Source organism: Pseudomonas viridiflava (genome assembly GCF_900602065.1).
Taxonomy (GTDB): Bacteria; Pseudomonadota; Gammaproteobacteria; order Pseudomonadales; family Pseudomonadaceae; genus Aquipseudomonas.
In genome coordinates, this window is the sequence record NZ_UWFN01000350.1 from 310369 (window position 1) to 324187 (window position 13819).

Genomic DNA, 13819 nt, shown 5'->3' on the forward strand with positions numbered 1-13819 from the left:
GAGCCTTGAATGACCCTCGAACGTGATTCCGCCGCTAACGTCGCCAAAGTATTGTCCGAAGCGCTGCCATACATTCGCCGTTTTGTTGGCAAAACGCTGGTGATCAAGTACGGCGGTAACGCCATGGAGAGCGACGAGCTGAAAACCGGCTTCGCGCGCGACATCGTGTTGATGAAGGCTGTTGGCATCAACCCGGTGGTGGTTCACGGCGGGGGACCTCAGATCGGTGATCTGCTCAAGCGGTTGTCGATTGAGAGCCATTTCATCGATGGTATGCGGGTCACCGACTCGCAAACCATGGATGTGGTGGAAATGGTTCTGGGCGGCCAGGTCAACAAGGACATCGTCAATCTGATCAACCGTCATGGCGGCAGCGCCATCGGCCTGACTGGTAAAGACGCCGAGCTGATCCGCGCCAAGCGCCTGACCGTTACACGTCAGACGCCGGAGATGACCAAGCCAGAAATCATCGATATCGGCCATGTCGGCGAAGTAGTCGGGATCAATACCGACCTGCTGAACATGCTTGTAAAAGGCGATTTCATCCCGGTCATCGCGCCAATTGGTGTGGGTGCAGACGGTGAGTCCTACAACATCAACGCGGATCTGGTGGCAGGCAAGGTGGCTGAAGCCCTCAAGGCTGAAAAGCTGATGCTGCTGACCAACATTGCCGGCCTGATGGACAAGCAAGGCCAGGTGCTGACCGGTTTGACCACCGAGCAAGTCAATGGCCTGATTGCCGATGGCACGATCTACGGCGGCATGCTGCCCAAGATCAAATGCGCGCTGGAAGCGGTGCAAGGCGGCGTGACCACCTCGCACATCATTGACGGTCGTGTACCGAATGCGGTGCTGCTGGAAATCTTCACCGACACCGGTGTGGGTACCCTGATCAGCAACCGCAAGCGTCACTGATCAAGCGCTACGCTTCATCAAAGCCCTGCCGGTTCCCGGTGGGGCTTTTTTATGTCCGTCGTCCGGGCCGCCTTAAAGCCTGGGTCCATGCCCCTTCACGACGGGTGAGCTTTGGCTTTTCAAAGAAACCCCCGACCCACGATTACGAAATACCGCTGCTTAGCCGTTGAAATGACCTGCATACCATTTGTTCGCGATCGGGGAACGTCGGGAGACTTTCCTCATATCGAGAACATCTACGATGAATACGACTATTAACTCTGTTTCACCATCAACAACGTCACAGCAACAGGCTCAGCCCCAGCGGGCATATGGAGTGAATGCGTTGATGCCACTGCTCAACCCGAGTCAATTGGAGCTGATCCAGGCAACGGTTCGTGCTTATGTGCAAGAGCAAAGAGCGGCCACTCGCCTGGAGGCGTTACCCATTCTCCAGGCGCAAAGCGGTGGTGTGGCCGCCGTTGATTTTGAGCTGACGAGCCTGCTGCAGTTACTGTCCTGGAGGCATTTGATTGATGGCACGGCTGCAAGCCTGTCTGATAAGCAGCTCAGGCAAGTGCTGGATAACCTGTTGGATGGTGAGCAGGGTAAGGCAATAGGCAATCGGATAAATGCAGCGCTAGGTTGGTACGGATCAGGTAATGATGAACCTGCTGATCCCATGATCATCCGGCAGTTGGTGTGGAAAGCCCTGATTCTGGAGCTGGATCCACCGGCGCAGCGAAAGCCTGGGCACATCGCGGGCTATGAGTTCGGCAAGCCACAGAATTGGGGGCGACCGTTATCGGACATTCGGGAGGAGTTTGAGGCTCTTCTTTCGTGGACAACACGGAACGTTCAGGGAGGGCGCTCAAGGAGTTCGGCACGTCTGGCCGCATTGATCCTGGCACCGACGGCTCCTGAATGGTTTGTAAAGGGAGCGCCCAAGGCGCTGCGTTACGGCAACGGTGTCTGGGTTAACTACGCTCATGGTGTTGCGCTTGCTGAAGCTCTTGTTCCGGGTATGTCACAGACTCTTGGCTACGAGCAGTTAATGGATTTGCCCCTCAAGATGGGGCATTCGGCAACCGATAGCGAGCGGGACATCATCGTCCAGACCCGTATTGCGCCGGTGCTGCAGTGGGCTATCGCCAATAATGTTTTGTCTGCCAATACCTCATCCACTTATGGCACGGCTGACATCCAGACGGCAATGGCTGCCTTCGACGAGCGCCAGCAAAAGGTTGTGTCTGCAATTAACGCGCTGTTGCGCAAAGTACCTGACCGGATGGACATCGGTTTAAAAGCATTCAATGAGGCGCTAGGGTGGTATTTCTCCAAATCCTTGTTACACCTCAGAATGCGACCCACGACTTTGTGGAAGCGAGTTGAATATTCATTACGAAACCCCTCGCCTTCGACTTCCTCAGGCGAGTTCTTTCTGATCGACGTGTTTATCGCGGGATACTTGATAGATGGAATGGATAAGTTCGAACCGGCAGTTCCACCTGACCAGGTTTACTGGAACAAAGCGTACAAAGAACAGGTCGAGCTGCTTAAAGGCATTGATGTAAACGCGATGTATCAGGAAGCTTTTGATCGCTATAGCCGAGAGGCGCAGGAGGCCTATTCTTGCCTGTTGGAAGTACTGATTGCCGAGATTCCTTACTCCGACAGGCTGGCCATTGAGCATGGCAGAGTTGATCTCTACCTACTGGAGCAGGAGACCGGACTAGAGCGTGTTAAAGAAACGCCACGCGATCGCGAGCTCAGGCAGGGGCGAGCCGGCTCTATTATCGTGTGTCGGCACGGAACTCGCGTTTTTGCGTACGAAATATTCCCTTTGCTGGGCATCGTGCAGCGACGAACTGATCTGCCTCCCTTGCCTGATGGAGGCACGGTGGCAGTCGTCGGGAGGGAGCTTCGTCGAGCCGCTGTCAGCTTGCCTCTGGATTGGGAGGCCTATGCTGAGCCAAAACCTCCTCGGCCTTACACTTCGAGCCGCGTGATACCGCGCCATCTCAACTATGGCCTTCCGAGCGACGTTCTTGAGCCATCAGCCAGCCCATTGTCGAGCCCCCGGATTGAAAGTCTGGCCGAACGAATTGCAGCCAAAAATCTGTTTTTCGACAAAGAAACCGAGTTCAAACTGCGTAAGGGGCAAACGGGTTCTGAGTTCGTCACCGCAAACTATCCGCCGGTGTTACGCATGATGGCGACGCTTATCCCGGGGCTCAGTTGCGTTAATGCAGTGGTCAATGACGAATCACCCACTCTGGCCTGCGTGATTGATGTCGGCCTGATCCTGGGGTCGCCGGCCTTCAAGTTTGCCAAGGGCTTTGTTTCGTTGGCCATGAACGCTGGTGCGCCTGCAGTGAGTCGTAGTCTTCCTGCCTTCGCAACGCTGACCAGAAAGTTCATCTCCCGCTCGGGTGCTTCTTATATGAGCGGTCTGAATCCATTCGACGGCTTTTTCTTTCGATGGGGTGGCACCTCCGGGGTCTCGGTATTACTGCTCAAGTCGGCCTACAAACTCCACGAAGCCGTCGGTCAAACGCTGGGAAGTCCAGGGGAGTTTGCCTACATGAATGGCCTTGAGTCCGCCGCAAACTCGAGTAAGTGGCGTCCCATCGCGGTGGGGGACAGGTTGGCGACAATGATCAATGGTGTTTCTGATGTGCCAGTGCGGGACTTCCCGACGACGGATGGCGCCGTGAGGACCTATCTCCTCAATACGCTTTCCGGATATCCCTACGGTCCGGCGCTGGAGGGGGATTCGCTTCCGGCAGCCCCCAGCGCCGTGAACAGCTCATCCAGTTGAGTTGGCAACTCAGGGTCTTGTCAGTCGCTGAATACGCGCGCGATCTTGGGTAAATGCCGTATCAGCCTGAGCTCGGGCCTGTTGATAGCGCTGTATGTTCAGGTCGAGGTTGTGCTGCTGGTCCCGAAGGTCGCTCATCTGGTCAATGAGTGATTGAGGGACTGGTTTACCGGCACGCTCCAGATCCGCAGCCTGACCCTGCAGTGATGCCTGCTGTGTGTTCAGCCCTTTGAGATTGCCTTGCGCCAAGGCAATCAAGGCATCCAGCTCGGAAAGTTTGCGGGCTTTGGCGCGATCGACATCCTCGACGTTGCTGTAGAGGTTGAGCAATTGCGCATCGGCATTCGCCTGTGTCTTTTTCGCCTGTGCCTGATGGATCTCATCGGCCGTCGGAGCAGGCGGCACCACTTGCACGACGCGGCCTTGGGCATTGAGTACTTCATAGCCCCGGGCAACGTATTCAGGCGGTACGCCCTGACGATCCAGCACGGTCACGCCACGGCTGTCGACATAGCGATAAAGCAGGGGCTGCGGGGTATCTGCGGCATGTGTCGCTGCAAACGGACTGATAACAAGGGCCAACAGCAAGCAAGTAAAGCCCGGCCTGGTCATTCAACTCTCCTTGAGATCTCGATCCGAATGTCAGCGGACATGAATCTCCCTAGATCCCGAACTGTGCCCTGTAGGCTTCCACCGCAGGCAGATGCTGCTTGAGTTGCGGATCGTCGGCAAGGAATTCCAGGACTTGATTCAAGGATACGATGCTGACCACCGGTATCCCGAAGTCACGTTCTACTTCCTGAATGGCCGAAAGCTCGCCGTTACCGCGCTCCTGACGGTTAAGTGCAATAAGCACCCCTGCCGCTGTCGCTTCCTGGCCTTTGATGATCTGCATGACTTCACGGATCGCCGTGCCTGCAGTGATCACGTCGTCGATGATCAGCACATTACCGGTCAATGGCGCGCCAACCAGGCTACCGCCCTCACCGTGTGCCTTGGCTTCCTTGCGGTTGAAGCACCAGGGCAAGTCGCGGTCATGATGTTCGGCCAACGCCACGGCTGTCGCGGCCGCCAGAGGAATCCCCTTGTAGGCTGGACCGAACAGAACATCAAAGGAAATGCCGCTCTCGACCACCGCTGCGGCGTAGAAACGACCCAGCTGCGCAAGGGCCGAACCACTGTTGAACAGGCCGGCATTAAAGAAGTACGGGCTGGTGCGACCGGACTTGAGAGTGAACTCACCGAACCGCAAAACTCCACGGTCGATGGCAAAACGAATGAAATCGCGCTGATACGCCTGCATGAAAAAAGCCCCGAATACCACGGATTTAGCTAATTAGGTAGAGCTCGGGTATCATACACGCACGTGATTTTTGGGGCCATTTATGCGGATCATCAGTGTGAACGTAAATGGCATTCAGGCGGCAGTCGAGCGCGGTTTGCTCAGTTGGCTGCAAGCTCAGAATGCCGACGTCATCTGCCTTCAGGACACCCGCGCATCCGCCTTCGAACTGGACGACCCAGCTTATCAGCTGGATGGCTATTTCCTTTATGCGTGCGAAGCTGAAGTTCCGGCCCAAGGTGGCGTGGCGCTTTACTCGCGGTTGCAACCGAAGGCAGTAATCAGTGGGCTTGGCTTTGAAACAGCCGACCGCTACGGGCGTTACCTGCAGGCAGATTTCGACAAACTCAGTATTGCCACGTTGCTGCTTCCTTCGGGAATGAACGGCGATGAAGACTTGAATCAGAAATTCAAGCTTATGGACGATTTCGGCAAATACCTGGACAAGCAACGGCGCAAGCGTCGTGAGTACATCTACTGCGGCTCGTTGTATGTGGCGCAACAGAAGCTCGACATCAAGAACTGGCGTGACAGCCAGCAGTCTCCTGGCTTTCTGGCACCCGAGCGTGCCTGGATGGATGAGATTGTCGGCACCATGGGTTACGTTGATGCCCTGCGTGAAGTCAGCCGTGAAGGTGATCAGTACAGCTGGTGGCCGGATAGCGAACAGGCAGAGATGCTCAATCTCGGCTGGCGCTTTGACTATCAGTTGCTGACGCCGGGCCTGCGTCGCTTCGTACGCAGTGCGCGTCTTCCGCGTCAACCGCGCTTCTCGCAACACGCACCGCTGGTAGTGGACTACGACTGGACGCTAACGATCTAGAGTCCATTGCCCACAAAAAAGCCGACTTCGTGTCGGCTTTTTTGTTTGAGGCTGGAGCCGCAATTCCGGTGGGAGCGAATTCATTTGCGAAGACGTCGGTACATCCCCTGCATGTGTATCGTCTGAAATATCGCCTTCCCGAATGAATTCGGTCCCACGGGTTTAGGTGGGCGCCAGGCCTATTTAACCAGCCGCCACGTAAACGGATACCGATACGCCACGCCTTCGTTGGCTTTGATGCCAGCAATGATCGTCAGTACCAGTGCGCCGGCGGCCACGAGGCCTATCAGCACAAATCCAACAAGCAATATCATCAGAAAGACGCATGCGATCATGGCTAACGAAACGGTGATCTGAAAATTCAGCGCTTCCTTGCCCTGTGAGTCAACGAATGGATCGGAATCTTTCTTGAGCTGCCACAGAATCAGAGGGCCCAGGATGTTGCCAAACGGGAACATCATTCCGAGAAATGCAGCAAAGTGACAGAACATCGCCCATTGGCGAACTTCCGGGCCGGGGGCTGGAACGGGCGGTTGGCTGTCACTCATCTTCGTCTCCTGCTTGCTGCCGGGATCAGTCTGCCAGTGCGGCGGTCTGCAGCTCAAACAGTTCAGTCATGCCTTTTTGAGCCAATGCCAGCATGGCGTTAAGCTCTTCCGGCTGGAACGGTGCACCTTCGGCAGTACCCTGAACTTCAATGAAACCGCCCGAGCTGGTCATGACCACGTTGAGGTCGGTCTCGGCTGCGGAGTCTTCAAGGTAGTCGAGGTCGAGAACCGGCTCGCCCTGATACATGCCAACCGAAACGGCCGCGATCATTTGCTTGAGTGGGTCGCCGCCTTTAAGGCCGCCACGCTTCTTGATCACTTTCAGTGCGTCAACCAAGGCAACCATGGCGCCTGTGATAGAGGCAGTGCGGGTGCCGCCATCAGCCTGGATCACGTCGCAATCGACATACAGCGTCACGTCGCCCAGTTTGGACATGTCCAGTGCCGCGCGTAGGGAGCGACCGATCAAACGTTGAATTTCCAGGGTACGGCCACCCTGTTTGCCACGGCTGGCTTCGCGCTGGTTACGTTCGCCGGTGGCGCGCGGCAGCATGCCGTACTCGGCAGTCAGCCAGCCCTGGCCCTGGCCTTTGAGGAAGCGTGGCACGCCATTCTCGACGCTGACCGTGCAGATCACTTTGGTGTCACCAAACTCGACCAGTACAGAACCCTCGGCGTGTTTGGTGTAGTTGCGGGTGATGCGGATCGAGCGGAGCTGATCGGCGGCGCGACCACTTGGACGTTTCATCTGGGATACCTGTACTGAGACGGAAAACTGCCGAGCATTATAGAGGCGCAAGTCGGCGCTGGGCACATCTAAAACCAGAGGATGCCAATCCACAGGTCTGGCAAGGCTCTGGTCCGGGCTTTTTCGGCCTTGAGCAAAAGCCATGCATCGCTTGTCATATTCGTTGATTGGGAGCATTCGCTGCACTGCGCTACAATCCTGCGCCTCTACAGACTCTCGTATTTTCGTGACATGCAGTCATCGCTGATCACGACACGTTCTGTTCACCGGATTTCAGAGGTATTTCCCCATGGTCCACAGCATGACGGCTTTTGCCCGGGTCGAACGGGCCAGCACTCAGGGCACACTGAGTTGGGAGCTACGCTCAGTCAATCATCGCTATCTGGAGCCGCACTTGCGGCTACCGGAGTCCTTTCGTGATCTGGAAAGCGCAATTCGTGAAGCACTGCGCCAGGGGTTGTCCCGCGGCAAGGTGGAATGCACGCTGCGTTTCGTTGAAGAAACCGCCGGCAAGCCGCTGCAGGTTGATCGCGAACGCGCCGGTCAGTTGGTTGCTGCTGCGGAAATCGTCGCCAGCCTGATCAAGCAGCCCGCTGCTCTGAATCCGTTGGAGGTTCTGGCATGGCCAGGCGTGCTCGTAGGGGACGCCGCAGACCCGCAGGCCTTGAACAAAGAAGCCCTGACGCTGTTTACCGAAGCCTTGGCCGAACTGAAAAACGGTCGCGGTCGCGAAGGTGCAGACCTGGCCAAACTGCTGAATGATCGTCTGGATTCCATCACCAGCGAAGTGGCGACCCTGAAAACCCTGGTTCCCCAGATGCTTGCAGCCCAGCGCCAGAAAGTGCTGGATCGCTTCGCCGACATGAAGGCCGAGCTTGATCCGCAGCGTCTGGAGCAGGAGATGGTGCTGCTGGCCCAGAAGAGTGATGTGGCCGAAGAGCTGGATCGCCTCAGCACCCATGTCACTGAAGTGCGTCGCGTGCTCAAAGCGGGTGGTCAGGCCGGGCGTCGACTGGACTTCCTGATGCAGGAACTCAACCGCGAAGCCAATACCTTGGGCTCCAAAGCTTTCGATCCGCGCAGCACCCAGGCTGCGGTCAACCTCAAAGTGTTGATCGAGCAAATGCGCGAACAAGTACAGAATATTGAGTAAGGCTAATCCCGACATGACACACAGCACTGGCACCCTGTATATCGTTTCCGCACCCTCGGGTGCAGGCAAGACCAGTCTGGTCAATGCCCTGGTCAACGCGCAGCCGCAGATTCGGGTTTCCGTTTCGCACACCACCCGGGCCATGCGTCCGGGCGAAGTCGACGGCGTGAACTATCACTTCGTCGATCGCGCTGAATTTGTGCGCATGATCGAGCACGGTGATTTCCTCGAGCAGGCAGAAGTTTTCGGCAATATGTACGGCACTTCCCAGAGCCGCTTGCAGCAGACCCTGGACGAAGGTCATGACCTGATTCTGGAAATCGACTGGCAGGGTGCCGAGCAGGTACGCAAGGTCATGCCTGATGCGCGCTCGATCTTCATTTTGCCGCCGACCCAGCAGGCATTGCGCCAGCGCCTGACCAATCGTGGGACGGACAGCGACGAGATCATTGAGGGGCGGATGCGTGAAGCGGTCAGCGAAATGAGCCATTACGCCGAATACGACTACATCGTGATCAACGATGATTTCGCCTCGGCGCTGGAAGATCTCAAGGCGATTTTCCGGGCCAATCTCCTGACGCAGACCCATCAGCAGCAGCGTTTCAGCGGTCTGCTTGAGCAATTACTGGCCTGAAACAGGGGCTTTGATCGCCATGGGCGGCGAGGTAAATAATACCGCTCGTGGCTTGGCGCTTGAAGCTTATGGCTTGCAGCTTGTAAACTACCGAGTCCGCTCGCCCATCCGGGCATCGCGCATCCGCATTTGCTACGAGGAATACCCATGGCCCGCGTAACCGTTGAAGACTGCCTAGAACACGTGGATAACCGCTTTGAGCTGGTCATGCTCTCTACAAAGCGTGCCCGTCAACTGGCTACCGGCGGCAAAGAACCAAAGCTGGCGTGGGAAAATGACAAGCCTACCGTTATGGCACTGCGCGAAATCGCAGCCGGCCTGATGGATTACGCTGTAATCGCAGAAGCTGAAATCGTTGAAGATGAACCATTGTTCGCGGCATTCGAGGACGAGTCCAACGAGGCCGTCTAAGCCTATGCCGGGTCGACGTAGTACGGCGCAGGGTAAAAGCCATTGGCAGGGGGTAGCGCCTTGCCGAGCATAGACGCCCTCGCCGATCGCATTTCGACCTACCTCGGCAAGGAACAGGTAAACCTGGTCCGCCGCGCGTATTTCTACGCCGAGCAAGCCCACGACGGCCAGCGCCGTCGCAGCGGTGAAGCTTACGTCACGCATCCTCTTGCGGTGGCGAACATCCTTGCCGATATGCACATGGACCATCAAAGCTTGATGGCTGCCATGCTGCATGACGTCATCGAAGACACCGGTATCGCCAAAGAGGCGCTTTGCGCGCAGTTTGGCGAGACCGTGGCCGAACTGGTCGACGGGGTCAGCAAACTGACCCAGATGAATTTCGAGACCAAAGCCGAAGCCCAGGCTGAAAACTTCCAGAAGATGGCCATGGCCATGGCGCGCGATATCCGCGTGATCCTGGTCAAGCTCGCTGATCGCCTGCACAACATGCGTACGCTTGAAGTGTTGTCCGGGGAAAAACGCCGACGCATTGCCAAGGAAACGCTGGAAATCTATGCACCCATCGCCAACCGGTTGGGTATGCACAGCATCCGTATTGAATTCGAAGACCTCGGATTCAAGGCCATGTATCCAATGCGCTCCTCGCGGATCGGCCAGGCGGTCAAGCGCGCCCGGGGTAATCGCAAAGAGCTGGTCAACAAGATTGAAGAGTCCCTGAGCCATTGCCTGGCGGTTGATGAAATCGAAGGCGAGGTCAGCGGACGGCAGAAACACCTGTACGGCATCTACAAGAAGATGCGTGGCAAGCGTCGCGCCTTCAATGAAATCATGGATGTCTACGCGTTCCGCATCATCGTCGACAAGGTCGACACCTGCTACCGCGTGCTTGGCGCTGTGCATAATTTGTACAAGCCCCTGCCCGGCCGCTTCAAGGATTACATCGCGATCCCCAAAGCCAACGGCTATCAGTCGTTGCACACCACGTTGTTCGGCATGCATGGCGTGCCCATTGAAATCCAGATCCGCACACGGGAAATGGAAGAAATGGCCAACAACGGGATCGCCGCGCACTGGCTGTACAAATCTTCGGATGACGAAGTGCCCAAGGGTACTCACGCCCGCGCCCGTCAGTGGGTCAAGGGTGTGCTGGAAATGCAGCAGCGTGCCGGTAACTCGCTGGAATTTATCGAGAGCGTGAAGATCGATCTGTTCCCGGACGAGGTCTACGTTTTCACGCCTAAAGGCCGAATCATGGAGCTGCCGAAAGGCTCCACGGCGGTCGACTTTGCTTATGCCGTGCATACCGACGTTGGCAACAGCTGCATTGCCTGTCGAATCAATCGTCGCCTGGCGCCGCTATCCGAACCGTTGCAGAGCGGTTCGACGGTGGAAATCGTCAGTGCGCCGGGCGCACGTCCGAATCCGGCGTGGCTGAACTTCGTCGTCACCGGCAAAGCGCGTACCCACATTCGTCACGCGCTCAAGCTACAGCGTCGCTCCGAGTCGATCAGCCTGGGCGAGCGTCTGCTCAACAAGGTGTTGAACGGCTTCGAAAGCAGTCTGGAAAAAATCTCCGCCGAGCGAGTGCAACTGGTCCTTGCCGAATACCGGGTCGAGGTCATTGAAGACCTCCTCGAAGATATCGGCCTGGGCAACCGCATGGCGTATGTGGTCGCTCGTCGACTGCTGGGCGAAGGCGAGCAGTTGCCAAGCACAGAAGGCCCGCTGGCGATTCGCGGTACTGAGGGTCTGGTGCTCAGCTATGCCAAATGCTGTACGCCGATCCCGGGCGACCCTATTGTTGGGCACCTGTCAGCTGGCAAGGGCATGGTTGTTCATCTGGACAACTGCCGCAATATCAGTGAAATCCGTCATAACCCGGAAAAATGCATCCAGCTTTCCTGGGCCAAGGACGTTACCGGCGAATTTAACGTCGAGCTGCGCGTTGAGCTTGAGCATCAACGCGGCCTGATCGCCCTGCTGGCCAGCAGCGTCAACGCGGCTGACGGCAATATCGAAAAGATCAGTATGGACGAGCGCGATGGTCGTATCAGCGTTGTCCAACTGGTGGTCAGCGTGCATGACCGTGTGCATCTGGCCCGAGTCATCCGAAAACTGCGCGCCTTGGCCGGGGTCATTCGAATCACCCGCATGCGTGCGTAGCCAATCACTCAACAGGAGTTCTTCATGACCAAGACCGTAATCACCAGCGACAAAGCCCCTGCGGCCATCGGCCCTTACTCTCAGGCGATCAAAGCTGGCAATACCGTCTACATGTCCGGGCAAATTCCACTCGACCCTAAAACCATGGAACTGGTTGAAGGCATCGAAGCCCAGGTCGTCCAGGTCTTTGAGAATCTGAAGTCGGTTGCCGAAGCTGCGGGCGGTTCGTTCAAGGACATCGTCAAGCTGAACATCTTCCTGACGGACCTGGGCAACTTCGCCAAGGTCAACGAGATCATGGGCAAGTATTTCGAGCAGCCGTACCCGGCTCGCGCTGCCATCGGTGTGGCTGCATTGCCGCGCGGCTCGCAGGTCGAAATGGACGCTATTCTCGTCATCGACTAAAAACCTCGCGGGGTTAACGCCCCGCCGCAGCTGATTAAGGAAGGACCTGCTATGCGCTTTGCGCTTGCCCTCTCGCTGACGGCCGTATTTTTGAGCGGCTGTGCCAGCCACGCTGATCGCAACCCTGATGGTACCTGGATCAATCAAGCGGCCATTGAAGCTGCTGTGAAAGGCGACAATCTGCGCCAGGCGCTGCTTGCCAATGGCCCTAACCTGGAATGGCAGATCGATACCAAAACCAGTCAGGCGTTGTACTCCAATGGTTTTGAAGTGGGTGAAGGTAAAATCACCAGCGCTGCCAATGGCAAACTGCGCATCGACTACTACAACTTCGTCGAAGACCTGCAGGTCAAGGGCGACGAGCTGATCCAGGCGGCCAGCGAGTCGGGTCCGGAGCAGCGTTTCGAACAGCCGAAAACCCCTGCCGCCGAAGGTGCGCCGACCGGCTCAAGCTTCGAAGCTGCGCTGTATGGCGCCTACATGGGTGGCAAATGGACCATCGTCAGTGGCGACGGTCAGGGCAACACCGTGCAATTCAAACCGGATGGCAGCATTCAGGGCTTGCCGGAAAATGACCGTTACGCGTTGTGCCTGGCTGGCGATTGCGCTGCCATGAGCGGTGAATACGACAGCATGTGGCTGGAGAAAAACGAACAGGGCAATCCCTGGATTTTCTCTCGTAAAGGCAAGCAACTGGAGATCTTCCAGGCCGTTAACGCGGCGCAAGCTGACCAGATGCCAGAGCTTCGCCCAGGTCCACGTCGCTGGTTGCTTGAGTTGAATTGATCAGCAACACGGTTTTTCTGTAGGAGCTGCCGAAGGCTGCGAATAATGGTGTGTCAGGCATACTGATTTCGCAGCCTTCGGCAGCTCCTACAAGATTTTCGTTCAATCAGCCTTCAGCAACGCCTCATACCCTTCCTTATATGTCGGATACTTCGGCACCCAGCCCAGTGCTTTAGCCCTCGCATTACTGCATCGTTTGCTGCCCGCCCGGCGCACGGCAGCGCCTTCGGCCCAATGCGTCACGCCCAGATACTCGCGTATCCATTGCACGACTTCAGCCAGCGGTACGGGCGCATCGTCCACGCCAATGTAGCAATCCTCAAGCGCGACACCCTGAGTGTCTGCCTTTAGCAGCAAAGCCAGCAATCCCGCGGCGTCGTCGGCGTGTATCCGGTTGCCATATAACGGCGGATCGATTGCCACGCTGTAACCCTGGCGCACACGGTTCGACAGATCATTGCGGCCAGGGCCGTAGATGCCGGTCAGGCGCACGATGCTGGTCGGGAAGCCGCTATTGAGCGCCACTTGCTCGGCCTCCAGCATGATCTTGCCCGAGAATGTGTCGGCTTCTGTTGGCGATGTTTCGTCAACCCACTCCCCGTTTTGCTGGCCGTAAACACCGCTGCTCGACACGAAAATGATGCGCTTGGGCTGTTGCCCCCGTTCTCTGGTCCACTGAAGCACCCGCTGCAAACCTTCAACATAGGCCGCCCGATACCCAGTTTCATCGCGCTCCGTGGGTGTTGCGCAATACACCAGATAGTCGATTGTGGTGTTGGGCCAGCTGGCTGGAATTGTTGGTTGGAAAAGATCGCCAGCCACGCCTTTCACGCCTTCTGGCAGGCGGGAAACGTTGCGCCGCAAGCCGTGGACAATCCATCCCAAGGGGAGCAACTGGAGGGCTAACCGGCTTCCCACATCGCCGCATCCAGCAATCAGAACAGAGGGGGCTTGCATGTCGAATCTCCACATAAAAAGGCAGGTTGCGGCCGCCGGATCGGGCCTGAAAGCTGATCGGAGGGCTGCATTTGGACGAAAAAAGTTACTCTATTACTTTTGTTAACAAGAATTACTTGCAATAATACCGG

Annotated in this window: 14 protein-coding genes; 9 read left to right on the forward strand and 5 right to left on the reverse strand. The window is 56.8% G+C overall.

All coding sequences use genetic code 11. The features are described 5' to 3' along the window. Window positions 1–9 precede the first annotated feature (9 nt). Both argB and EE949_RS28455 read left to right on the forward strand, forming a co-directional pair. Window positions 10–915, forward strand: a complete 906-nt coding sequence (gene argB, locus EE949_RS28450) for an acetylglutamate kinase (RefSeq protein WP_122667329.1) — start codon at window positions 10–12, stop codon at window positions 913–915. Window positions 916–1243: 328 nt separating this feature from the next. Continuing rightward, window positions 1244–3715: a hypothetical protein gene (locus EE949_RS28455; RefSeq protein ID WP_122667330.1), complete on the forward strand. Its 2472-nt coding sequence runs from the start codon at window positions 1244–1246 to the stop codon at window positions 3713–3715. A gap of 9 nt (window positions 3716–3724) precedes the next feature. On the opposite strand, the gene EE949_RS28460 is transcribed toward EE949_RS28455, so the two are convergent. Then, window positions 3725–4327 (reverse strand): DUF4124 domain-containing protein, encoded by a 603-nt coding sequence (locus EE949_RS28460; RefSeq protein WP_122667331.1) that lies wholly within the window; start codon window positions 4325–4327, stop codon window positions 3725–3727. 49 nt (window positions 4328–4376) lie between these two features. Then, a complete protein-coding gene (gene pyrE, locus EE949_RS28465; protein ID WP_122667332.1) occupies window positions 4377–5018 on the reverse strand; it encodes an orotate phosphoribosyltransferase in 642 nt (213 codons plus the stop codon). A gap of 82 nt (window positions 5019–5100) precedes the next feature. On the opposite strand from pyrE, the gene EE949_RS28470 reads away from it, so the two are divergent. After that, window positions 5101–5880 (forward strand): exodeoxyribonuclease III, encoded by a 780-nt coding sequence (locus EE949_RS28470; RefSeq protein ID WP_087271629.1) that lies wholly within the window; start codon window positions 5101–5103, stop codon window positions 5878–5880. A 179-nt stretch (window positions 5881–6059) separates the two neighbouring features. On the opposite strand, the gene EE949_RS28475 is transcribed toward EE949_RS28470, so the two are convergent. Further along, window positions 6060–6428, reverse strand: coding sequence for a DUF4870 domain-containing protein (locus tag EE949_RS28475; protein ID WP_122667333.1), 369 nt, complete (start codon window positions 6426–6428; stop codon window positions 6060–6062). Window positions 6429–6453: 25 nt separating this feature from the next. Further along, window positions 6454–7176 carry a ribonuclease PH gene (gene rph / locus EE949_RS28480; RefSeq protein ID WP_027900043.1) on the reverse strand — a complete coding sequence of 241 codons (723 nt, stop codon included), beginning with the start codon at window positions 7174–7176 and terminating at the stop codon, window positions 6454–6456. 289 nt (window positions 7177–7465) lie between these two features. On the opposite strand from rph, the gene EE949_RS28485 reads away from it, so the two are divergent. The 6 genes from EE949_RS28485 to EE949_RS28510 all read left to right on the forward strand — a co-directional run bounded on the left by EE949_RS28485 (window position 7466) and on the right by EE949_RS28510 (window position 12731). After that, window positions 7466–8329: a YicC/YloC family endoribonuclease gene (locus EE949_RS28485; RefSeq protein ID WP_122667334.1), complete on the forward strand. Its 864-nt coding sequence runs from the start codon at window positions 7466–7468 to the stop codon at window positions 8327–8329. Between the two features lie 13 nt (window positions 8330–8342). After that, entirely contained in the window at window positions 8343–8963 is a 621-nt protein-coding gene (gmk, locus tag EE949_RS28490) for a guanylate kinase (RefSeq protein WP_027900041.1), read from the forward strand. A 147-nt stretch (window positions 8964–9110) separates the two neighbouring features. After that, a complete protein-coding gene (gene rpoZ / locus EE949_RS28495) occupies window positions 9111–9374 on the forward strand; it encodes a DNA-directed RNA polymerase subunit omega (RefSeq protein ID WP_002551500.1) in 264 nt (87 codons plus the stop codon). Between the two features lie 60 nt (window positions 9375–9434). Continuing rightward, window positions 9435–11540, forward strand: coding sequence for a bifunctional GTP diphosphokinase/guanosine-3',5'-bis pyrophosphate 3'-pyrophosphohydrolase (gene spoT / locus EE949_RS28500; protein WP_087271641.1), 2106 nt, complete (start codon window positions 9435–9437; stop codon window positions 11538–11540). Window positions 11541–11564: 24 nt separating this feature from the next. Continuing rightward, entirely contained in the window at window positions 11565–11945 is a 381-nt protein-coding gene (locus tag EE949_RS28505) for a RidA family protein (RefSeq protein WP_122667335.1), read from the forward strand. Between the two features lie 51 nt (window positions 11946–11996). After that, complete coding sequence (locus EE949_RS28510) at window positions 11997–12731, forward strand: hypothetical protein (RefSeq protein WP_122667336.1); 735 nt, start codon at window positions 11997–11999, stop codon at window positions 12729–12731. Window positions 12732–12833: 102 nt separating this feature from the next. On the opposite strand, the gene EE949_RS28515 is transcribed toward EE949_RS28510, so the two are convergent. After that, complete coding sequence (locus tag EE949_RS28515) at window positions 12834–13688, reverse strand: NAD-dependent epimerase/dehydratase family protein (protein ID WP_122667337.1); 855 nt, start codon at window positions 13686–13688, stop codon at window positions 12834–12836. Window positions 13689–13819: the final 131 nt, after the last annotated feature.